The sequence below is a fragment of the Porphyromonas pogonae genome (assembly GCF_036320655.1).
Classification (GTDB): domain Bacteria; phylum Bacteroidota; class Bacteroidia; order Bacteroidales; family Porphyromonadaceae; genus Porphyromonas; species Porphyromonas pogonae.
On record NZ_CP143258.1, the window covers coordinates 2,035,225 to 2,058,359 of the forward strand.

Here is a 23,135-nt window from a genome sequence, read left to right on the forward strand (position 1 = left end):
TCGAAAATTTATTGGTAAAGTAGACTCAATACCACATAGATATTAAAGAGTAAAACTCCCCAAAATAAATCAAATTTTATGCTCCTCCTCTTGACAAAGGGGGGATGGATGTTGTATCTTTGTAGAAATAGAGACCGTTGCATAGCAGGCCAATTGCTTCGTTGCTTGCGAGATTCGCGCTTGGTCATTTACCGGAAGTAAACTCCCTGTGCACTCACTCTTAGCGCCTTGCACTTTACCCTCTCCGCCCGGTCAAAGTGTCTTTTGTCGGCTTTGCCTCCAAAATCCATGAGACTGTTGACTTTTGCAACAGTCTCAAATAACAATAAGATTTTACCCGATCAATGAAAGCTCAGAGCTATCACATCCATACAATAAATACCGGCAAGCACTACTTTGCCAGTATACAGATTTTGCTGTATGAACACGTCAGCTTACATTTTGTCAAAACAGAATAAGTATAAGAAAAAATCAAAGTGTCAAAATGCAATAAATGACACCTGACATTAACCCAAGAGCCGTAAAGCGTGTATCAGCACCTCTTTACGGCTTTTCCATTTTTATCCCTCAGTCAAACCTTAATTTAAACTCAACAAATCTATATTATAACACAACTTTGCCATTTTTCTAACTGCCTTTTACTTTTTTTCTAACTACGTAAAGGAATTTTCCTAATTACGTTACAGAAGTGATCTAACTAAGAAAAAAGTAAAAGACAGTTAGAAAAATATTAAATCCGAAAAACAAAAATCCCCCACACCCACAACGCTATCAAAAAAGAAACAAAACTCAGCTCAATTTAATCAAAAAGAAAGATACAAAATCAAATATCTAACATTTTCACATTTCATCAAAACATCATTAAAGCCGCTCTAAGCTGACACTAAGATTTTCCGCCCCCAATCGCAAATATTCTTTTATAAACTTTTTCAAAAATCTACCGATTTTTTTCAAATTATTAGCCTTTTTGTTTATACCCGGAGCGGGAGTTGAACTTACAACTATGTAAATAGGAGCTAAGATAGCTTCGGGATTGTGCAAGTTGGGAAATAAAGTACTCGACCTCACAGCTTGCGTCTGTGTTTAAGCATGAAAAGATTATCTTTGTACTCTTGATTAAATATATTTTTGAATTACGAGACATCATCTTATGCTGAAATTTGATATAGAGCACAATTGTAATCAGACATCCGCTCGCGCCGGAAGTATTACTACAGATCATGGCGTAATACCTACTCCTATATTTATGCCTGTGGGTACTGTAGGCTCTGTAAAGGCTGTGCACATGACAGAGCTGAAAGAGGATATCGGGGCCAAAATAATACTGGGAAATACTTATCACCTGTATCTTAGGCCAGGGCTTGAGACGCTGTACATGGCTGGCGGATTGCATAAATTTAACAGCTGGGATGGTCCTATACTGACTGATAGCGGAGGTTATCAGGTTTTTAGTCTTGCCGAGAGGCGCAAGATCACGGAAGAGGGGGTTACCTTTCGCTCACACATCGATGGTTCAAAACATCTATTTACCCCCGAAGGTGTAATGGATATTGAGCGTAAGATAGGGGCGGATATTATGATGGCTTTCGATGAGTGCTGTCCGGGCGATGCCGATTATAAATACGCTAAAGATTCTCTGGAACTTACTCAAAGATGGCTCATGAGATGCGTGAAGCGTGTAAAGGAGACTGATCCTCTATATGGATACCACCAAAGTCTCTTCCCTATAGTTCAGGGCTGTGTATACCCGGACTTGAGGTCCCAAGCTGCGGAACATGTGGCTTCGTTGGGAGCAGAAGGTAATGCTATAGGCGGACTTGCAGTAGGAGAGCCTACAGAAAAAATGTACGAGATGGTGGAACTTACAAACTCTATATTGCCCAAAGACAAACCCCGCTATCTGATGGGAGTAGGCACTCCTATAAATTTATTGGAGAATATAGCTCGCGGTGTAGATATGTTTGACTGCATCATGCCCACTCGCAACGGACGCAATGGACAACTCTTTACATGGCATGGTACCATAAACATCAGGAATGCCAAATGGGCTAGAGAATTCTCGCCTATTGATCCGCTAGGTACATCTTTCGTAGACAAGCAATATAGCTTGGCGTATCTGCATCATCTGATCAAGACTCAGGAAATTTTAGGCTTACAAATAGCATCGATACATAATCTTGCTTTTTATCTTGATTTGGTTACGGAAGCTCGTAAACAAATCATTGAAGGAACTTTCTCATCATGGAAAGAAAAGATGGTAAAGCAACTGGACAATCGCCTATAAACCAAACAACTTAGGAAATTCCTCATGAATAAGCAGTGGCTAAGCAAAATAGATAGATATATAATCAAGAAGTTCTTGGGTACATTTGTATTCTCGATAGCACTCATCATAACCATATCGGTAGTCTTCGATATTAATGAAAAGATAGATGCATTCTTGAAACCGGAGGTAAGACTCAAAGATATTATTTTCGATTACTATCTCAACTTTATCCCCTATTATGCCAATCTTTTCAGCCCACTATTCGTATTTATTGCGGTAATATTTTTCACGTCCAAGCTTGCTGAAAACTCAGAAATCATAGCCATGCTTTCTACGGGCATGAGCTTCAAGAGGCTCATGAAACCTTATGTCATATCCGCTGCAATCATAGGTGTTATCACATTTATTTTCAATAGCTTTATCATTCCACCAGGTAATCTCAAGAGAATTGACTTCCAGTCCAAATACATCAAAAACAACAGGGTAGAATATGCTGAGAGTATACAGCTCGAAATAGAGAAAGGGGTGTATATCTTCATTAACTCATTCAATACCGTATCCAAAACAGGATATCAATTCTCCATGGACAAGTTTAAGAAAAGTGATCTCGTATCACGATTGACGGCAGAGCGCATTACCTACGACTCTGTAAACCACTGGACACTTTACAATTACAAGATCAGATCGTTTCGTGGTATGTACGAAAAAGATACTACGGGCATGCAAATCGACACAGTAATCAACATCAGTCCGCTTGATTTGGTGGTCTCTAAAAGTGATGCCGAGACAATGACAACTCCGGAACTGACCAGCTATATCAACAGACAAAGAGAGCGAGGCACAGGGAATGCTACACAATTCGATATTGAGCGACACAAAAGGTACGCTTCTATATTCTCGGCATTTATACTTACTATCATAGGGGCTTCATTATCATCACGCAAGATGAAAGGAGGTATGGGTTTCAATATAGCCATAGGGCTTGGACTCAGCTTTGGTTATATCCTCTTTATGACGGTAACCTCTACCTTCGCAGTGAGCGGAGCTATGCCGCCGTGGCTTGCGGCATGGATACCGAACATTGTGTTCGTACTCATTGCCATATATCTTTATAAGAAAGCTCCGCAATAATATCGTCCGTCTTTCTTGGCAGTGAAGTTATGCCATAGCTCCATAAGGGGGTATTAAAGAAATTATATGTATCATTGATTATTGACAAATATCAATTTTATGAAAGAGAAAGTACAGAAAGCAATCAATATAAAAAACAAAAAGGCGTCTTTCGATTACGAATTCATAGACACCTATACTGCCGGGATCGTGTTGGTCGGGACAGAGATCAAGTCTATCAGATTAGGAAAAGTTAGCTTGGTAGATACCTTTTGTTATTTCCATAAAGGAGAGTTATGGGTAAAAAACATGTATATCTCGGAATATTTTTACGGATCATACAACAACCATCTTGCCCGTAGAGAACGCAAACTATTACTCAATAAAAAGGAGCTGAAGAAAATCGAAGAAACATCTAAAGCTCCAGGTATTACTATAGTACCCACCAGGCTATTTCTCAATGACAGAGGTTTGGCAAAAGTAGTAATTGCTGTAGCAAAAGGTAAGAAACAATATGACAAAAGAGCCTCTATCAAAGAGCGTGATGATAGGCGCGAAATGGATAGAGCCATGAAACGATAAGCCCCCTTTTTATACAATTTTAATTAATAGCATAAATTTATATACAATCAATTAGAAAATTGTATCTTTGCTCACGTTTGGATAATATCAATTTTTCTAAAGGAATATAAAAATGGTTAATTACAAAGATTTAGGTTTGGTAAACACTCGTGAGATGTTTGCTAAAGCGGTAAAAGGCGGATATGCAATCCCGGCTTTCAACTTTAACAATATGGAGCAAATGCAAGCTATCATACAAGCTACAGTTGCTACTAACTCTCCGGTGATCCTTCAGGTATCGAGCGGTGCACGCAAATATGCCAACCAAACTTTGCTTCGCTATATGGCTCAAGGAGCTGTAGAGTATGCCAAAGAACTTGGTTGTCCTAATCCTCAAATCGCACTCCATCTTGACCACGGTGATAGCTTTGAGCTGTGTAAAAGCTGTATTGAGATGGGATTTTCATCTGTAATGATCGATGGTTCACACCTTCCCTATGACGAGAATGTAGCTTTGACCAAGCAAGTGGTAGAATATGCTCATCAGCACGATGTCACTGTAGAAGGCGAGCTGGGAGTATTGGCCGGTGTTGAAGACGATGTATGCGCTGAGCACCACACTTATACAGAGCCAGATCAGGTTGATGACTTCGTAAAAAAGACGGGTGTTGACTCTTTGGCTATCTCAATAGGTACATCACATGGTGCTAATAAGTTTACTCCGGAACAATGCGAGCGTGATGCGAATGGTATCCTCGTTCCTCCTCCCTTGCGTTTCGACATCCTCGAAGAAATCGAGCGTCGTATCCCCGGATTCCCTATTGTACTTCATGGATCGTCATCAGTACCTCAGGACAAAGTGGCTATCATAAACAAATTTGGTGGAGCTCTCAAAGATGCTATCGGTATTCCTGAAGAGCAACTTCGTCGCGCTGCTAAGAGTGCTGTCTGCAAGATCAATATCGACTCAGATGGTCGCTTGGCTATGACTGCCGCTATCCGCGAAGTATTTGCGACCAAACCAGGCGAATTTGATCCTCGTAAATACCTTGGACCGGCTCGTGACTCTTTGAAGGAACTCTACATGCACAAGATCGAAAACGTGCTGGGTTCTAACAATAAGATCTAAAATATCTTTACAGTTATATAGCAGAAGAGACTGTCTCAAATTTTGAGGCAGTCTCTTTTTATTATCGACTAACAAATATCAAAAAGTCTATAGAGACCGTTGCATAGCAGGCAAATTGCTTCGTTGCTTGCGAGATTCGCGTTTGGTCATTTACCTGAAGTAAACTCCCTGTGCACTCACTCTTAGCGCCTTGCACTTTACCCTCTCTGCCCGGTCAAAGTGTCTTTTGTCGGCTTTGACTCCAAAATCCACAAGACTGTTGACTTTTGCAACAGTCTCCTATAGTTTCGAAATCTTGTATGCTCCCCGCATGACAAGAAGAAACACAATACCCCCGATAATAGTATCCGGTATATAACTATCCGTAACAGCTACTAATATACCGCCCAAAATTACACCCACATTGGCTATCACATCATTTGAGGAAAATATGGTAGCCGCTCTCATGTGACTTTCCCCACTCTTATCTTTGGTCAAAAGATAGAGGCATGCAGCATTGCCCAGCAGAGCCAATGAGGCTACTATAATAATAGTAAGACTATCGGGTCGTACAGTTTGGGTAATAAAACGCTCCACCACTTCGTATAATCCGCCCAACGCCAAAATACCTTGCAACACGGCACATAGCTTGGTGATACGTTTCTTTCGCATAGTATTTTTACCTATAGCCCATATCGCAAGGCCATAAACCAAAGCATCGGCAAGCATATCCAATCCATCAGCCATAAGCCCCAAAGAACCTGAAATGTACCCGAAGATTTCTTCAGCCAGAAAATAAACCGCATTGATTACCAGCACGGCTATAAGAATGTTTAGCTGCCGCTTATTATGTACATTTTGATGAGGGTCGTTGCTTTCCGAGTATTTTATGTCTTGCTCAGACACGAGTGTCCCCCCCATTTTTACAGATACAAGAGCTTCTTCGATAGGCTCAAAACTACCATTGAAAACAATTGTGAGCACCCTAGCCGGTAAATCAAAATCCAGAGAATGAACTGACGACAACTCAGCCAGTTTCATCCTGATAATTTGCTCTTCACAAGGGCAATCCATAGCTGGAATATGATACTTAACTTCCTTTTCCATCAAAAGGTGAATAGATTAAAATCGTTATTTCAAAGAGAGTATACACATATATACGTGCATATTACTCCACAATATTATTATTTATACAGCGTAATATTCACTCAATGCAGATATACTGTTGTATCATCAATACCTGCATCGTGCATAGCTTCTTTACGCTCTACACATGTACCACATGTGCCACACTGGACATCACCTCCGCAATAGCAACTCCAAGTCTCGGCATAGTCTATTCCCAGCTTTTTGCCTATCCTGGCTATCTCACCTTTGGTTATAGAGGTATAGGGAGCTGTGATATGCACATTATTTCCGGTACCTTCTGCGATAGCTTGTGTCATAGGATTAATAAAGGAAGCACGACAGTCAGGGTAAATAGCATGATCGCCAAAGTGATTGGCAATATAAATGCGTGATAGTCCCCTACTCTCTGCCATACCGGCAGCTATGCTCAGCATGATTCCATTGCGAAATGGCACCACCGTACTTTTCATATTATCATCGTCGTAAGACCCCATAGGGATATCGCCGCCGCTTTTCAGTAAATCACTCTTAAAATATTCTGCAATAAAGCTCAGCGGAATAGTAATATGCTCAATACCTAAACGCTCACAATGCATGCGCGCAAAAGGCAACTCCTTATCATTGTGTTTAGAACCATAATCAAAGCTTATACCCAGTCTGATATCGTGTGCATATTCATATAGCAGAGTTATGCTGTCCATGCCTCCTGAGACTACAATTAGTCCGGAAGCATTATTGATGTTATCTATCATATCTTAGTTTTTAGCTATACAAATTTAAACATTGTAAACGTATATTTGTTATGAAAATAGATCACAGAAAAGTGAAAAGTCACTTAAAATAAAGTAAAAGATATTTCACGATATATTAATAACAATAAATTATAGTAAGAACAATGAAACACGAATTGATCAATTTGCCTTACGAGCCTACAGCTCTGGAACCGGTTATCAGCAAAGAAACAATTGAATATCATCACGGCAAACACCTTCAGAACTATGTGAATACACTGAACAAGCTCATCGAAGGTACAGAGTTTGAGTCCATGTCATTGGAAGATATCGTAAAGAAAAGCGATGGCGGCGTATTCAACAACGCCGGTCAGGTGTTGAATCACAATCTCTATTTTACACAATTCGGTCCTCATTGCGGTGGTAAGCCTTCAGGCAAGTTGATGGAAGCCATTGAAAAGAAATGGGGAAGTTTCGACAAATTTCAGGAAGAATTCAACAATGCATGCGTTACATTGTTTGGTTCAGGTTGGGCATGGTTGGCCTCTGACGAAAAGGGGAATCTGGAAATCACCAAAGAACCCAACGGCAGCAATCCCGTAAAACACGGACTTAAACCTCTGTTGGGTGTCGATGTTTGGGAACACGCATATTATCTTACCTATCAGAATCGCCGAGCCGATCACGTGAAAGATGTATGGAGCATCATCAACTGGTCAGCTGTAGAGTCACGTTACTAAAAACCATCGGTAGCAACTCCATATAGGAGTTGCATGTTATGGCTCCTATAAACTCAGCGGTCACCAGCTCTCTTATCCGAGAGCAGCATGGTGACCGCTTTTCTTACCTGAATCAATAATGGAATAAAAGAGACTATGAGACGCTCATCATTCATTTGGGAATCGTCTCAATTCTTTTATCCTCTTCACCCAATTCCTCCCGGAATTTTGAGAATAAAACCAATCATCTAATCTTCATATAATTCTTCTAACCCCAGATATTCTATTCTTAGTGCATAAGCCCCCCTCAACAAATTCATAGCTGTTGCAGGAATGCCTCCAAACTTATATCTGAGGGCACATTGAGCTTCTGTTTGATGCGATATTTGCTCATTCTCACACTTTTACTCTCCACATTATACATATTGGATATTTCTTTAGGAGTCAGTTTCATACAAAAACAAGCGCAGTATTTCAAGTCTTGAACTGTTAATTTATTATTAGAATACTCTTCAAGTTTATTGAAGTAATCACGATTATTAGCCTGAAACTCTGCCACCAAAACATCCATCTGGCTTTCCTCATTTACCAATGTAGCCATTGACTGTTTAGCAGTGAGCATATTATCGTTTATCAATCTGCTCGCTGTTAGTTTGGACGACTCTTCTTTTTCAATTGAATCTTTGGCTTCTATCTGTGATCTGAGTTCGGATATCTCTTGCTCGTATTTCATACGGAGAGAGATTTGTTTCTCCAGTTCCTCTTTCATCTGCAGATTTTTTTCCATATACTCTTTCTCATGCTCCAAATTGATCTTATGTACCTCCAGTACACGAAACTTCATTTTGTAATACACCATCATCAAGGACATTACAAACAATAATGCCAGCACTATCACGGGAAACACATAGCACATAGTAGATCTTCCATTGCTTACGGCTGTGTCTCCATAGGTAATATCATGATGGGTGCTCCGCCAGGCATTCGCCATAGGATCAGGGTTTATTGCCACAGACAGCCCTTCGCCAGCGACTCGCTTATTAGTGAAAGTCTTACAGGGATTTTCTACAACATACGGGATTATAGCACAGTTGAGTCTTCTCCTCAAAATAATTCCATACTTATTTCCATCCACCATATTATAGGATGAGCTATAGCACACAGGATCCATGACCAAACCCATTCTGCACACACTAAGGCATGATGCTATCATCAAAGTGACCCAAATAGTAAGTTTATCTAACATGATTACTGTATCAGAATAATATTTTTAATATGCACTCAGATTTGCAATATACACACCCATGTTGCCTACATAACTCACAACACTTGACGGAATAAGACTCATTCACAATGCAAAAAAGTGATTTGTAGACATGTTGTATACACTATGTAGGTATTTTATAGACATATATTCTCATTTACATAGAGCTAATTGTAATATATTGGCAACCTGATTCGTAAAGAGTTAGCACTAATAAAGAAGAGCCGACTCTACTTATATAATTTTTAACACGGTCACATAAACAATGAAAATTATTGATTTGCAAAAACACTTGCTATGCAGTTGTTACACATGCAGTCCTCGTAATGGATTCTATGTTGTCAATATGTCTCCGGATGATTCCAAAGTAAACTCACCGGACATTACTGTAAATAGAATTATCTACATACTCAAGGGCAGGATAAGCGTGCAATACAATTTGTTTCCTGAACTTACTGTAGAGCCACGTCATATCTTCTTTATACCTGCCGGAGATACTGTATACATCACACCTCTTGATGATGTCACCATGGTGATCATGAAATCCGAGCAGATACAAAGCATTTGCAGCAAAGTCACCATGTCTCACCTATCCATATCGCTTTCCAAGTCAAAAGAAAACACTCTCTACACATTCAAAGCATACCAATCACCTCGCATCATCAACATCTTCTACTACGTTCTTAGCGAGTATCTACTCTCAGGCTTCAAATGTGCCCGACTCCACTCCATCAAAAGCGAAGAGCTCATGATGCTCTTAGGTATTAGTTTCAGAGAGCAGGAACTTATTGATCTCTTCAGACCCATCATCGGCAAGTCGGCAGAGTTCAAACAGCAAATATTTCGATGCATAGACGAGCAGGAGAGCATATCTACATTGGCAAGAAAGATGAATATGGGCATTGACAATTTCAAAAAGAAATTCAAAAAAGAATTCGGTACATCTCCCTACCAATGGCTACTACAGCGCAAAGCTCATAAAGTCATGGTAGCACTGTGCGAGTCCGACATACCCATCAAACAGATTGTAGATGCTTTCAAGTTTTCCTCACGCTCCCATTTCAATAAATTCTGCGAGCATTGGTTGGGAGCTTCCCCGGGATCCATACGTAAGAAACACGGTAACCATTAAACTTGTCCCTCCCTACCCCTCCCTTGGGGGTGTTTTTTGGGGTAAGCCCTAGATCTGTGAAGCAGTCGGAGCCTTTGCCTTCCCCTTGGAGAAGGGAGAGGCAGAGGCGTGGCATTTCTTTTGGCGAGAGAGCTATTATTTCGTCAATCCCTCTTGGAGAAGGGGGAGGCTGAGGTGTGGCATTTCTTTTGGCGAGAGAGCTATTATTTCGTCAATCCCCCTTGGAGAACTAATCTATACACATATCTCAACGATTTAACATACTTTTATTCAATTTCTTGCATTGTATCCTCGTTGTTTTTTCGTATCTTTATATATGTAACTTAACATTTTCAGGCGTCATAAAAGATGCACGTATCGCTAAGCGATTATATTTCGTCTTGGCAGCAATGACACGTCGTGTGGACGGGGTCATGAACAGTTGTTTTAAGAATCATGCAGAAAGGCAGGGGGCTTATCGACTCCTAAATAATAAAAGATGGAAAATGGATCAGTTTTTGGACTGCGTTACCGCAAATAGCGCACAATGTTGCAAAGATCTTAAGCATGTGCTTTGCATTCAGGATACTACAGAGTTTACTTTTGATAATATCAGTGGCAGATTAAACCCTAATGACGAAGATTATGGGTATGGAACCAACAAGAGTTCGGAGTACAGCATCTTTGCTCATCCTTGCTTGCTCTTTGACCCTGAGACAGAAACCCCTATGGGTTATAGTTCGATTGAGTTGTATAACAGAGATCGCAAAGACGCACGCCAGAAGAAACAGCTGCGTAAAAAAATTGGATTTAATGAGAAAGAATCGTCTCGTTGGGCTGCATCGGCTAAAATGGCAAACGCGAATTTGCCAGAAAATTTACGTAAAACCATGGTGGGTGATCGTGAGAATGATATCTACACCGTCATGAGTAAGACGTTGGAAGAAGGATGTGATTTTCTGATTCGCTCCATTCACAATCGGCTTCTCGAGGGAGATTCAAAATCTAAAAAAGAACGTATCATCGAATGGTTGGATAAACAACCGGTTAGTTTCAGTTGCACATCCCAGATCACTAGGCAAAATAGGCGTAAACCTCGCAAGGCGTTGTTCGACGTCAAATATGCACCAGTCACTTTCGGCAACACAGGTAATGGTAAAGACGATGTTTCAAAGAGTATTAGCTGCCACTACGTTCATGTCAGAGAAGATGCCGGTAGCGTTCCCGAGGGTGAAAAGCCTATCGAATGGCGTTTGCTCACCTCGCACGAAGTAAAGAGTAAGGAAGATGCACTCCGGATTATACAGTGGTACAAGTATCGATGGCATATCGAAGAAGTCTTTAGATTAATGAAAACCAAAGGCTTGGGTATTACCTCTGCCCAATTAGAAAACGGTATGGCGATGAAAAAGCTTATGGCAATGGGGTTCTATGTTGTGCTAAAGTGTATGACTCTAAAGAAAAAATATGACACTGCCAATGAGAGCGTTTCATGTAATCGACTCTTTACAGAGGAAGAGTGCGAGATGCTGCATCTAGAGATGGAAATGCTACATAAAGAGTCTCCTCGATCAAAAGATGGGAATAATCCTTTTCGGGAAGATTCGTTAGCTTGGGCTTCGTGGATAATAGCCCGACTGGGATCATGGAAAGCTTATGTAAAATCTGGCGGACCTCCAGGATATAATACCATGTGCAAAGGTCTAAAGGTTTTCCATGAGCACCTCACTGTACTATCTTTCATGAAACAAAAAAATTAAAAGATGTGTATAAAGATTAGCTTGGAGAAGGGGGCGGGGGGGGGGGATTGACCGCTTGTCTAATCTCCCCCTTTGCATCCATAAAAGCTCACCTTTTCATCAATCCCCTTTGGTATCTACTTAGCTCTCTTCTCGTCAATCCCCCTGCCCCCTTCTCCAAGGGGGAGGCAAAGACATTGCTTACTTTTTGGGGGGAGGGGAGAAGTATGTCACAAGCCTGAGCCAGGGTTTGGAGGCGTCCCACTGCCGGCATTATCTCCCGGTGTAACCCCACCCGCTCCAGGCTTAGCGGACTTGAGGACTTTGCGACGCCCCGTCTCAGCACTCACTCGCTCATAGGCGAGCCCTTGGCCACCTCGTGTGGTTGCACTAGCTTTGAGTTCCTTGGAAGGAGTAAAAAGTATCTTGGGCGTACGAATCAACCCAGTGTTGAAATCGCCCTCCTTTTCTACAGCTTTGGAACCGAATGAGAGGCGGAAGGAGCCAAAGTCTTCCAGACGCACTATGCGCCCCTTGACCAACTCCTCATTCATCACATACACCATGCGATCCAGCACCGCACGCACATCGGCACTCGTCATAGCAGAGTACTCTGCTATGCGAGTGCACAGCTCCTTGAAGTTCATGTCGTCGAGGTATACCGGCTGTGCCGTGTAGATGTTTTTACCTTTTTGGGGGCCAATATTGATCTTGCGCCCCACGAGTTTGAATTTGATACTCATTGTCTTTGTTTTTTATTAGTTTAATATTCGTTTACGCCCATCCTCACTGGACAGGCCAATGCATCTGTCATAGGGTCACCGTAGCTACCTGTACTTCAGGTCATCGTTAGGTGTACTTGCAGCCATCGCTACACGTACAGGAGACACACCGTTACTTGTACGTGCAGCATCGACACCCTGTACAAATAGCGGTGATAGCCTGTACATGCAATAGGGAGAGAGAGGTTTGTGTCTGGGATACCTTCGACCTTGTAGTTTCTTTTTTATTATTACCATCTTTTTTAGTCTATCGATTGCTTGTTTTCTTTTGGTGTTCTTTATCATAGAGGAGAGGAGATACTTTTGTTTCACCCGATGAGAGTCTCAGAGTGTTGCCACCTGCGTGTGTCTCTCTCTTATCAGGCAGTATCCCATGAGCATGAAGCACAAACTTGTGTAAGAAAGGTGTAGCATACGCTATCTCAAAAAGCGCACTATCTCGAAACATACGCTTACGCACGCCATATGATGCCGTGCCCGTTAGTATCCCCAAATACGAGTTAGCATGAGCCAGCATATACTCCCGGTATTTTCGTTGTTTTCTTATCTCCCCAGGCTGTGCAGCAACTTCCTCATTGAGCTTTGCTACTCTTTTGCATATGCGTTTTCGGGTGGCGTGGCTCAGGTATCTTCGGTAAGGCTTGAGGTGAATGCCCAGAAAGGTCACCCCCTTTTTCACCTCCTGTAGTTTTATCTTGTTCGGGTGCAGTTCCAGCCCCCAGACTTCACTGAGGCGGCGTGCCATAGGGGCTATCAGAGATTTGAGATACTCTGCATCCGTGTGTATGAGGTAGAAGTCATCCACATATCGTCCGTAGTGCCTGATATGGAAGTCGCTTTTGACCCACCGGTCAAAGTCGTTGAGGTATAGATTGCTAAAAAGCTGTGAGGTCAGGTTGCCTATAGGTAGTCCGCACATATCGGGTGAGTACAGCAAGCTTTTGGAAGGTGGCAAGCCTTTGCTCAAGGCAGGGTTGCCACGGTACACACAATTTCTGATAGGGTCATGGTATATCACTTTATGCAGTAGCTCAGTCACCAGTCTATGCTTGGGCAGCTCACGTAGTAGCTTGCCCGCAGGGTGGCGCTGCGAGCCTATCTTATCCATCAGAGTCATAGCCTTGCGGTAGAGTATATTCCGATCTATGTGCATGAAATAGCCACGAATGTCGAGTTGCAGTACATAGGCAGGGCGAGTATACTGCTGTGAGCAGGAGAGGATGTGATGTTTCAGGCGCTCTACCCCAAAGTGAGTACCCTTGCCCGTGCGGCATGAGTAGCAATCATGTATCAGCAGTCTCTCCAGCGTGGGGTTGAGATAAGCATGGATGTAGTGGTGTACTATGCGGTCACGGAAGTCTGCCGCTATCACCTCACGCAGTACCGGGGAGGTCACCATGAATCGGGTGCAAGGCCTGATCTCATAGCAGCCGTCCATAATGCTCCGAGCCAGATCCGTAAGCTCCTCCTCGAAGCGTAGCTCAAACTCCAGGCGTGGCTTGCTACTGCGTTTGTGCCGTGAGGCAGCAGTATATGCCACCAGCAGGTCAGCCATGAGTTCGTGGTATGTTTGTGTAGTGGCTATAGCGTTTGTACTCATTATATCACTGTATATCATTGTTCATTTTCATATCTGCCGTAGCAGAGAGAGAGAGATGAGAGGGGATCATAGCCTCTCATCTTACTTCATCTACCGTAGAGGAGAGAGAGCTTGTATGCATACACCCGGTGAGTGTGAGGTGGCGGTGAGATATAGAGCCAAGGCGGCAGGTTCCTCGGAGAACGGACGCACAGCCATCCCGTTGGTCTGGTTGTTGTTGTTCACGTTCGCGTTGCTATTGTTCACGTTCATGTTGTACGCGTTGCTACTATTGTTCGCCGTGGCCGACCAGAAGTAGCCGTTCGAGCCACGGTTGTTAGGCGAAGCGGCAGCACTATGTCACACAAAAAAGTAACCTCTGATACTATATCGAGGTGAGTACCGGGCATCTCTTCCTGATATTTCGGAGAGACCCGCACTCTCAGCGATACCCCTTTGCATTCGGGACATAACCGGAGGCGGGCAGTTGTGGGCAAGAAGCTCGCACGGGGCAGCAGCTATGCTGTGGTGACCATCCTGGAGCTATCTCTCACTCCTCCTCGCCTTGACGGTGGGTTACCGAACCTACCATAATCCTCTCCTGCTCTGCACTATGACATAGGAGCAGGACTCTCATTACAATGCTTTTACATCGCACTTGGCCTTTTCTCACACGCACCCCTCACACCATTTTGAGGTTGCACTCAGAGACACAGGGACGTTTATCTCTGTATGCTGTGCTTTTGTCAATGCTCGTTTTGCATCCATAAAAGCTGTTCCTTTTCCTCAATCCCCTTGCATCTACTTAGCTCTCTTCTCGTCAATCCCCCTGCCCCCTTCTCCAAGGGGGAAGCAAAGACATTGCTTACTTTTTGGGAGAGGCAGAGAGGCGTAGCATTCTTCCTATCGAAAAAACGCATCCGAGGGGGAGGCAGGAGAAGAGGCTGAGACACGCTCATCTCACATTAGCATCATGAGGGAGCTTCGTCACAGATGTCACATGCTTCTCCCATGCGGTGAGTTGCTTGGATATGTCAGCTATGCTTTCTGTGATCATCACACATTGCTTGAGAGAGAGTAGCTTCAGCTCTCGCATGAGCCTGAAATGCACTCGCACCCTCACCAGCTCCTGTCTGGCACGTGATATATGATCAGCTTTGTCACGCACTATATTCGCACGGTATATCTCCATCAGTACTTCCTGTAAGGTGCGCTTCATCTCCTCTGCCAGCGTGTATCTGTACTCACGCTGTATCTTCACCGTGTATCTGTACACATAGATTAGCAGGTCAAAGGTGGCTTTGTATACCGGTAGGTTTTCGTAGTTCATGGCTGATTATTTCTTTGTCTATACATGTTGCGACATGGGATCTATGTCCGTATTTTCTCATGATATGCCCGGGAAGTAATGTAAGAGGAGTGAAAAACATAAATACCATCAGTAGCATACAAAATAGCAAGGTGATTCTTACCCTCTCTCACACCCATGCTCCGCCACCATCTGCCTCAGCTCTGCCACAAACAGCATACATCTCATGGGTGTAGCGGCTTCCAAGTGGAAGTTCTTCAGCTTTTCCAGTGCGGCTCTTTCTGCAGAGGTCACCGTAAAGGCTATGCTACGCATGCTATCATGGCATAGAGACTCATCTACCGGCACATCCTCAGTGAGCATACTCGGGGGGAATAGGGGTGTTTTGCGCACAGGAGGAGTATCCATGGGTATATTTTCTCTCCATGACCCGAAGTCCGCCTCCGGTGCTACCATGTCTTGGTTTATAGGTATCAGTATGACTTTACCTCCTGAGTTGGGCTCTTCCCGGGGCTTACAGCCTGCCGGTAGTTGCAGGGAGGCGAGTGTGCTGATGGGAAAACCCGTCGATACTACATCACGATGCACTGATTTGTAATATTTGCGCTTGGCTCTGTAGCTCCTGATGTGGTGTACAAATAAGTAAGCCGAGTATTCGTAAGCTTTGTAGAATACGCCCTCAGCGTAGAGCCTGACAGTGGGTTCACTGTTGTGGTTAGATTCGGTTGCCAGTATATCTTTGATACATGTCATGGTAGTGATCTTAAAAAAAAATTCGACCGCTTCGCGGTTCTTACTTCTTTTTGACGCCTCCGCCTTTGAGGGCGGAGGCGAAATAAAACAAATGAATCGAATAAAACGGCAGTGCGCCGTTTTAGTTACTCGGAGAACGGACGCACAGCCATCCCGTGGGCCTGGTAGCCGTTGTACACGAACGCGTAGCTATTGCCCACGCCCATGTAGTACGCGCTGCTACTATTGAACGCCGTGGCCGACCAGCAGTAGCCGTACGAGCCACGGTTGATAGGCGAAGCGGCAGACATACCGGCGGTACCGTTACTGTTATATCCATATGTAGGGAATATGCGAGTAACCGCTTCGGAGGCGTGATCGGACCACCACTGCTCGGATGCAAAGGTATTCACCGTACCGCTGAAGCCCTCGCCCAGATACACGGCTTGTACCACGAGCATCTTACCACCACCGCCATGGGTGTTATCCTCATAGCTATAGCGCCATGCAGAGAGGCGGGTGTTGGTAGCATCCTTGTAGCGCAGAGCGTAGGTGATGAGCTTACCGCCCACATTGCCCATGTTCTTGTAGTCGCCACGGTAGGTAGCGGTCTGACCCGCAATCTCGATAGTCTCAGAGATATTCTCCTTCAAAGATGACTCAGAGTAACGGATAGCCGTACTTGCACTTCCCACATGATCGTTGAATATACCGTGACACTCATTGCGTGAGGGCAGGTGCCAGCCTTGGAGGGCAAGTGCTGTGCCGGAAGCAAAGATGGCTTTGGCGTCGGCCCAGTTGTAATAGCCGAAGTCGGCATCAGTGTTGCTGTGTGTAGTCACAAATCCGAGGCGTGAGGAGTTCACGGCGTACTCTGATACGTACTCGAGCGCCATCTTGGGGCGGCTCAGCTGTGATATGGTCACTGTGACTTTGTTCCCGGGCTTGAGCTTGTTGCGAAACTCTACCTTACCCACACGCGGTGTGCTACTGATCACGGGGTTGGCCTTGACTTCGAGTTGGAAATGCTGCTCCATGCCGGCATAGGTGGTGATGTCTTTGAGTGATAGCCACTGGGCTCCCTCTATGACCACACCCTCACTCTGGGTGCTCTTGCCGGTAACATCGAGTAGCAGGTTGTAAGCCTCACCCGTGCGTATGGCTATGTCGGTGTTGGTAGCATTCGCTGTGTGCTTCACCTCATTAGCTGCCAGCGGAGCTGACCATGCGGTGTTGTACCCGGTCACTTTGCTTACGGTAGGCGCATCCTCGTTCTTGTAGTCCTCCATGTAGCGGTAGTCTACCTTCCAGTCCTCTACGTCTACCTTGAAGGTAATGCGGGGTGGGTTGATGGTAGGATCACCGGGCACAGTGTTGTCGTTGGGGTTGCGGTTGAGCTCCACGGTGTAGATGTGGTTGCGCAGTATAGCCAGGTCGGTAAACGGCACTGTCACCGTGCGCAGGGGCACATTGTTGAGAGCCAGCTGTACCTCCACGTGGGTATCAGCCGTCTTGCTGTTTTCGTACGTGTAGATGCTCTTCACGAATGGAGCTGAGGTATAGTCCTTGGTCTCGTCCGAGGTGAGATTGTCTGTCTTACCGCCCTTTTCGTAGAGGTAAGACTTGGTCTGGCGCTTCACCACCTTGACACTCGTGATGGAGAGCCCCTGATTCTTATTGCCGGGAGCTTCCCCCAGCTTCACATCGATGCGAGCCGAGAGGCGCTGCATGTCTATGGTACCGGTGTAGGCTTGGGCTATATTACGCTGGAGCTTCACACTGGCTACGGCACCGCCCTGAGGCTTGCCCAGCATCACAAACTGATTTTTGACATCGGATGCCTGTGTGATGTGCAGCTCTTTCATATCGTCGAGCGTAAGATCCGTTACGGCTGCTTTGCTCTTAGCTGTGGCCAGAGCAGAGAGTGCCGATGCCAGATCCGAGGTATTGAGGTTGCCCACGAGTACAAACTGGATGGTCTTGCCCTCTGCACCGTATTCCTTGCTGGCATCGAAGGTGGCTGTGCCCTTGGTATCGTGTGTGGCATCGCCTGCGGGCTGCACGTTGCTCACGGTGACGGGTTTGTTGCCGAGGTATTTGCCCCCGTCGTCGAAGATGAGCGCCTGAGTGCTTGTGAGTGCACTCTCGAATCCCTCTGCTGATACAACGGCGTAGGTAGCGGGCGTGGCCTGTGTGACGCCCCGCAGGGTAACTGATACGGGATAGTCGCCCGAGAGAGGGCCGGGTGCCGGCTTATCCACCGGGGCCTCGCTCGTACAGGCACTCATACCCAGGAGCAGAGCGGTCAGCGAAGCCATGTATAAATGTTTCTTCTTCATTATCGTGATCTTTTTTGTTTACTTATTATTTATCTTTTGTTCTTTCTGCATGTACACTTATCCATATACACTTATCAAAGCGCATGTCCTTTATTATTTCTTAGGCTGGATGATCTTCATGCTGTAGAGCTGATTGCCCTGCACGTCCTTGGCACTACGGAGCCAGATGATACCGGCACGCTCGGCACCCTCGTTGTTTTCCTTGACTGCGATGGTGATCTTACCCGCTGTAGGAGTCACGGTGATCCAGCTGTTGTTGGGGTCGGCCACACCGGCAGTACCGGGAGCAGTGATGGCTACGAAGGTGGGGATGTCGTCCCCGGCATACTCGCTGGCTACCGTGAAGGCATCGGTGAGGGTCTTGGCATCGCCACTCTTGAGGGTCATCTCGTGCTTGGCGTTGTCATAAGTGAATTCTGCGGCAAGGGCCGTATTGGCCGTAAAGTTCAGGAGAGCCTTCAGGGGCTGGGTGATCTTGTGCTCGTCCTCCCACTTGAGTGTCATGATGTTGGCAGTAGCTTCGTAAGTATCGCCTTTGGGCTCCACACCCAGCACTATGGTGTAGAGGTAATTACGTGTGAGGTTGCGGTCGAAGGGAATTTCGTAGCGCATCTTCACTGCCGCACCACCCGTAGCAGGCACATAGTCGGCACTGATATACACCGTGGGGGTACCCTTGGCGGTAAACTGCGACTGTGCACGCTCATAGAGGTAGAAGAGCTTTTTGTAGCGACTGGTGTACTGAGCCGTAGCCACAGCATCGAGGTGAGCAGTGAGTTCACCGGCACTCTTCACCTTGTAGCTCACGGAAGTCTCCGATGCAGGAGAGAGGTTGCCCGTTACAGGGAACAGGGACGTAAGCGAGGGGGCATTCCTGACCTCTACCTTGGTGATGGTGAGTGTCTCAGTACTCGTCTTGAGACGCTGAGCGATGTCGAGGCGAGCCACATCACGTGTGAGCATCACGATGTCGGATACCTGCTGGGTGAGATCCATAGGCGCACTACCATTGATGGTGACTTCCTTATTGCCGGTCATCACAAAGTCAGGCTTGATCTCGGCATCGGTGCTTGCCAAGGCCTTGGTAAGCTCGGCCTTGAAGGCATCCTTAGTAGTGGTTTGCAAGGGAAGGTCTCTCAGCTGCTTCTGCATCCAATTGTTTGTGGTCTTACCGAGATTGGCCACAAAGAGGAAGTCGTGCTTGCCCTTGGTACCCTTGTCCAGCTCTATCTGAGCCACCGTCTTGCGTGCTACGAAGTCCCCGTCGGGAGCGGCTGTGGTGGCAATGTCCTTGAAGATTTTGACAAGCTTGCCGGCATCGTCAAACTCAAAGATGTCAAGACTATTGATAGCATACTCGTCCTGCTCGTGTACCTGAGCATAAGTCACAGGTTCTCCCGAGGGCAAGCCTATGGAGAACATCACACTATTGGCCGGCAATGCCGGGTCAGGCCCGACGGGGATCTGCTGCTCCTTGCTACATGCCGTGAGAAGTATGGCTGTGGCGCCGAGCATAGAGAAAATCATTTTCTTCTTCATACTACGTTCTTATTATTGATTAAACATAAAAGCAAATGCAGAAAACCATACCTCGAGAGAGGAGAGTATAGGATGAGCAAGCTCCCCTCCCCCGCCTTACGGTATTGATATGACTTCATGTCTATGCTTATTTCTTTTTTTATTATCCTATCTTAATAATGTTGCCATATTTGTTGGAGTGTTCCGGTTATCAGCCTCTCTACACTCTCTCGATCTCTGTCTCTGTAGCACATGGTCCTTGACAAAACCTCCTTGTCAAAGATCATGTCCTATAGTACCCCCATCCTGCCAGTCGAGTACACTCAAATTGCCTGACGCTGTCACGGTGACAGATCCTGTAACCGGATCTATCTCTATGATGAGGTGGAATATCTGCTCCGGTATCCGTGATGGCACCCACTTCATCTCCTCGAAGAATCGTTTGAGATTTATTTCCTTCATTAGTGGCACTCCGTCTTTGAGTACTCGGAATAGCGGTATGGAGTTGTCATCATAGCGCAAGGTCATAAACTGAGCATCCAGCATAGCCGATGAAATGGGGACATGTAGGCGGTGAGTGACCGGATTGTCACCCAAGATGAGAGGAAAAGAGTGTACCACCTGAGTGACAGTACTTGTAAAAAGCGGTTCTTTGGGATCCGAAAAGGTATTCATCACAATCTTGGGTACACGTGGGTGTAAGCTCATCCGATACGCACGAGGCACCTCTCGGAGTTGTAAGGTGTAGAGCCCGGGCTGTGAGGGTAGTTGCCTCTTCCACTTCACGGTAATGCGCATCAGACAGTGTATATTGCTCATATCACATATGTAGTGAGCTGTACGGTTGCGAGTCATCTCAAAATCTTGGATGCCCCAGTAGAGCGCATCACCATTGGTATAATAAGCATCTGCGCTACCTTGCTCCCGGGTATTTATGCTCATGAGCATCTCCGAGAGGCGGGTCTTGCCCACTGTAAAAGGGAAGGCTGTCCTTGTACTTCTATTACCTACTACAAGTAGGGTGTACTTACCATAAGGAAGCACCGTGGGCTTGAAGTGCAACTCCTGGGGCTGTCGTGTGACAATCGTATGGGAGAACAGGATGCCGTGAGAGTCGAAGATGAAATGCTCCGAGTGATGTATATGGATGCGGTAACGATCTCCCTCGGCCACACGACGTACGTAGCGAATACTGATATCAACACCTTCACAACACACATCACGATCATCATCTGTGGAGCACCCACCCAGGACAAAGATGGCTACGATAGCTCCGGCAAGCAATGCCAGCAGCATACCTCGCCGGCATCGCATAGCTCTGCGACGACGCCTCTGCGCTTTTTCTTGCTTGATGTCTGCCATAGTTCTTGGCTTGTAATCTTCCATATAGCTATTTCGCATCTCTTTGCCTCTAATTATTCATATTATAAAGTAGTAGTCCGATCCTCTATCTTCTCCAAGGGGGAGGCAGAGACATTGCATTAATTTTATCGAAAAGAGCTATCTACCATACCACCTTTGTTTTGCAATGACTCCTCCAGTTGTTCCAAATTGTACTTTGCTCGAGACTCTTCGCCCTTGACCTTGAGGGCACGGCGGAAGTAATCACGTGCTCGAGACAGATCGCCTCGCATCCAATAGTAAACACCCAAATTATTGTAAGCCTCCGGTACGTTCTGCACCTTGCCCAGATACTTCCATGCTCCATCCAGATCGCCTCGTACAAGGGCTGCAGAGGCAGCATTGATATTTGCAACGGCGTCATTGGGGAAGTATTTGGCAGCTACATCGTACTCACGACCATAATCCTTGGCAGCTCTCTGTGACTTATCGCCACTATTGCGCCGGCGTGCTACTTCGTAGATCTCCTCTTGTGATAAGTCCTGAGGTCTCTGCTTCAAGACCTCCTCGGCCTCGACGGTCTCGAAAGAGCGTACCGTGTAGCTAACCTCCATCTCCATACGTCTCAAAGGCGGATAGAGGTTGTAAAGCATATATTTGTAGGGTACTCCTCCTGCCAGATCCATGAGTAGCTTTTCACGCCCCTTGAAGATGTCTACTCCGTCTATAATGGTAAGGACAGCATCTCGATACATCATGTCACTCTCTTCCACTGCAGCCCTGAGGCCTTCCCAATCCTCACCCATACCTGTGGCGGGGAACATACTGATATCGTAAAGGCCGTACTTACGGATGAGATATTGCTTGAAACCATCAGCACGACGTTGTGATAGCTTGAGGTTATAGTCATAAGGTGCTTCAGGTGATGCATATCCTTTGATAGAAGCACTTCGGATACGATAGGTCTCACGACGGGATGACAAAGGCCTGAGCACATTGTCTACTTTGGCAAGTTCTTCGGCATTACTTGCGTAGTAAGGCAAGATATCATACCGATCCACAATATAGTTGATATGAAGTGAGAGATGCTCATTACGCTCCTTGACCACTTCTTTCTTAGGGCGTATGAATGTCACACTACTCTCATATACGGGCGGGGTCACTGAAGGTTTGGATGATCGAGGCGCATCCGCCTGGGCTTGAGAGCCCTCAATATCAGAGGGCTGTACTCCCATTAGATGCCAGTCGCAACAATCCTCTATAAGCTGATCGAATGTAAGCTTGCCACCCAAATTTATAGGTTTGGTCAACGGAAGTGATACCCGGTAAGAAACGGACTGAACGTCTCCGACACGGGTAGGAACAGATACCACGACATAGGGTTTTTGCTCCCAAAAGGCACTGTGTGAGAGCAAAGCCTGTTCACGACGGTAGTAGGCGGCCCGCCTCTTTCCGTTGACCAATACCTCAGGAAATCGAAGTTCCACACCACCTACACGATATACAGGAATGATGTGTAAAGCATCGCCGGAGTTAATGATGGCTCCACGAATTACCAATTTGAAATTGATATGCAGTGAATCTCCCCGGAAATAATTGTGAACCTCCTGGAATCGGAGCTCGGGCATGGATGTCCGGGGTGATAATTCCCGGGTCTGTACTGCGGCTACAGGCTTGGGCGAGGGATTATAGAAATTACGCCCGGCTGTCTGAGCCTTAGCCCCTCCGACGATAACGATATAAAGCAGTAATATGTGTAAAATATTGTGTAGAGTATGTTTCATATGAGCATTGGTAT

The 23,135-nt window shown here is 45.5% G+C and carries 21 protein-coding genes; 7 read left to right on the top strand and 14 right to left on the bottom strand.

All coding sequences use genetic code 11. The annotated features are described in order from the left end of the window. Positions 1–8: 8 nt before the first annotated feature. On the bottom strand, positions 9–188 hold the full coding sequence (locus VYJ22_RS08030; RefSeq protein WP_329903437.1) for a hypothetical protein: 180 nt from the start codon (positions 186–188) through the stop codon (positions 9–11). A 962-nt stretch (positions 189–1,150) separates the two neighbouring features. Between VYJ22_RS08030 and tgt the strand changes: the two genes are divergently transcribed. From tgt to VYJ22_RS08050, 4 genes are all read left to right on the top strand, one after another. Then, complete coding sequence (tgt, locus tag VYJ22_RS08035; protein ID WP_407988804.1) at positions 1,151–2,284, top strand: tRNA guanosine(34) transglycosylase Tgt; 1,134 nt, start codon at positions 1,151–1,153, stop codon at positions 2,282–2,284. Between the two features lie 24 nt (positions 2,285–2,308). After that, a complete protein-coding gene (locus tag VYJ22_RS08040) occupies positions 2,309–3,397 on the top strand; it encodes an LptF/LptG family permease (protein ID WP_329903438.1) in 1,089 nt (362 codons plus the stop codon). A 99-nt stretch (positions 3,398–3,496) separates the two neighbouring features. Continuing rightward, positions 3,497–3,958: an SsrA-binding protein gene (gene smpB / locus VYJ22_RS08045; RefSeq protein WP_329903439.1), complete on the top strand. Its 462-nt coding sequence runs from the start codon at positions 3,497–3,499 to the stop codon at positions 3,956–3,958. Positions 3,959–4,070: 112 nt separating this feature from the next. Further along, positions 4,071–5,066, top strand: coding sequence for a class II fructose-bisphosphate aldolase (locus tag VYJ22_RS08050; RefSeq protein ID WP_329903440.1), 996 nt, complete (start codon positions 4,071–4,073; stop codon positions 5,064–5,066). Between the two features lie 279 nt (positions 5,067–5,345). Here VYJ22_RS08050 and VYJ22_RS08055 read toward each other — a convergent pair whose 3' ends face one another. Both VYJ22_RS08055 and queC read right to left on the bottom strand, forming a co-directional pair. Further along, complete coding sequence (locus tag VYJ22_RS08055) at positions 5,346–6,152, bottom strand: cation transporter (RefSeq protein WP_329903441.1); 807 nt, start codon at positions 6,150–6,152, stop codon at positions 5,346–5,348. A 101-nt stretch (positions 6,153–6,253) separates the two neighbouring features. Beyond that, positions 6,254–6,925: a 7-cyano-7-deazaguanine synthase QueC gene (gene queC, locus VYJ22_RS08060; RefSeq protein WP_329903442.1), complete on the bottom strand. Its 672-nt coding sequence runs from the start codon at positions 6,923–6,925 to the stop codon at positions 6,254–6,256. Between the two features lie 143 nt (positions 6,926–7,068). On the opposite strand from queC, the gene VYJ22_RS08065 reads away from it, so the two are divergent. Then, positions 7,069–7,644 carry a superoxide dismutase gene (locus VYJ22_RS08065; protein ID WP_329903443.1) on the top strand — a complete coding sequence of 192 codons (576 nt, stop codon included), beginning with the start codon at positions 7,069–7,071 and terminating at the stop codon, positions 7,642–7,644. A gap of 295 nt (positions 7,645–7,939) precedes the next feature. On the opposite strand, the gene VYJ22_RS08070 is transcribed toward VYJ22_RS08065, so the two are convergent. Then, the gene (locus tag VYJ22_RS08070; protein ID WP_329903445.1) at positions 7,940–8,869 is read right to left on the bottom strand and encodes a helix-turn-helix transcriptional regulator; all 930 of its coding nucleotides are present in this window, start codon (positions 8,867–8,869) and stop codon (positions 7,940–7,942) included. Positions 8,870–9,152: 283 nt separating this feature from the next. On the opposite strand from VYJ22_RS08070, the gene VYJ22_RS08075 reads away from it, so the two are divergent. Next, complete coding sequence (locus VYJ22_RS08075; protein ID WP_329903446.1) at positions 9,153–10,019, top strand: helix-turn-helix domain-containing protein; 867 nt, start codon at positions 9,153–9,155, stop codon at positions 10,017–10,019. Between the two features lie 389 nt (positions 10,020–10,408). Then, positions 10,409–11,758: an IS4 family transposase gene (locus tag VYJ22_RS08080; protein ID WP_329903448.1), complete on the top strand. Its 1,350-nt coding sequence runs from the start codon at positions 10,409–10,411 to the stop codon at positions 11,756–11,758. A gap of 209 nt (positions 11,759–11,967) precedes the next feature. On the opposite strand, the gene VYJ22_RS08085 is transcribed toward VYJ22_RS08080, so the two are convergent. The 10 genes from VYJ22_RS08085 to VYJ22_RS08130 form a co-directional block, all read right to left on the bottom strand. Further along, positions 11,968–12,480, bottom strand: a complete 513-nt coding sequence (locus VYJ22_RS08085) for an HU family DNA-binding protein (protein ID WP_329903449.1) — start codon at positions 12,478–12,480, stop codon at positions 11,968–11,970. Positions 12,481–12,564: 84 nt separating this feature from the next. Further along, positions 12,565–12,756 (bottom strand): hypothetical protein, encoded by a 192-nt coding sequence (locus VYJ22_RS08090; RefSeq protein WP_329903450.1) that lies wholly within the window; start codon positions 12,754–12,756, stop codon positions 12,565–12,567. Positions 12,757–12,766: 10 nt separating this feature from the next. After that, positions 12,767–14,119, bottom strand: a complete 1,353-nt coding sequence (locus tag VYJ22_RS08095) for an RNA-directed DNA polymerase (protein WP_329903452.1) — start codon at positions 14,117–14,119, stop codon at positions 12,767–12,769. A gap of 90 nt (positions 14,120–14,209) precedes the next feature. Next, positions 14,210–14,344, bottom strand: a complete 135-nt coding sequence (locus VYJ22_RS08100; protein ID WP_329903453.1) for a hypothetical protein — start codon at positions 14,342–14,344, stop codon at positions 14,210–14,212. 709 nt (positions 14,345–15,053) lie between these two features. After that, positions 15,054–15,428, bottom strand: a complete 375-nt coding sequence (locus VYJ22_RS08105) for a four helix bundle protein (protein ID WP_329903454.1) — start codon at positions 15,426–15,428, stop codon at positions 15,054–15,056. A gap of 138 nt (positions 15,429–15,566) precedes the next feature. Next, positions 15,567–16,160, bottom strand: a complete 594-nt coding sequence (locus VYJ22_RS08110) for a hypothetical protein (RefSeq protein ID WP_329903455.1) — start codon at positions 16,158–16,160, stop codon at positions 15,567–15,569. A gap of 125 nt (positions 16,161–16,285) precedes the next feature. Next, positions 16,286–18,478 carry a hypothetical protein gene (locus VYJ22_RS08115; protein WP_329903456.1) on the bottom strand — a complete coding sequence of 731 codons (2,193 nt, stop codon included), beginning with the start codon at positions 18,476–18,478 and terminating at the stop codon, positions 16,286–16,288. Positions 18,479–18,571: 93 nt separating this feature from the next. Then, positions 18,572–20,017 (bottom strand): fimbrial protein, encoded by a 1,446-nt coding sequence (locus VYJ22_RS08120; RefSeq protein WP_329903458.1) that lies wholly within the window; start codon positions 20,015–20,017, stop codon positions 18,572–18,574. A gap of 255 nt (positions 20,018–20,272) precedes the next feature. Beyond that, entirely contained in the window at positions 20,273–21,382 is a 1,110-nt protein-coding gene (locus VYJ22_RS08125; protein ID WP_329903460.1) for a FimB/Mfa2 family fimbrial subunit, read from the bottom strand. Positions 21,383–21,483: 101 nt separating this feature from the next. Further along, complete coding sequence (locus VYJ22_RS08130) at positions 21,484–23,121, bottom strand: DUF3868 domain-containing protein (RefSeq protein WP_329903461.1); 1,638 nt, start codon at positions 23,119–23,121, stop codon at positions 21,484–21,486. Between the last annotated feature and the right edge of the window lie 14 nt (positions 23,122–23,135).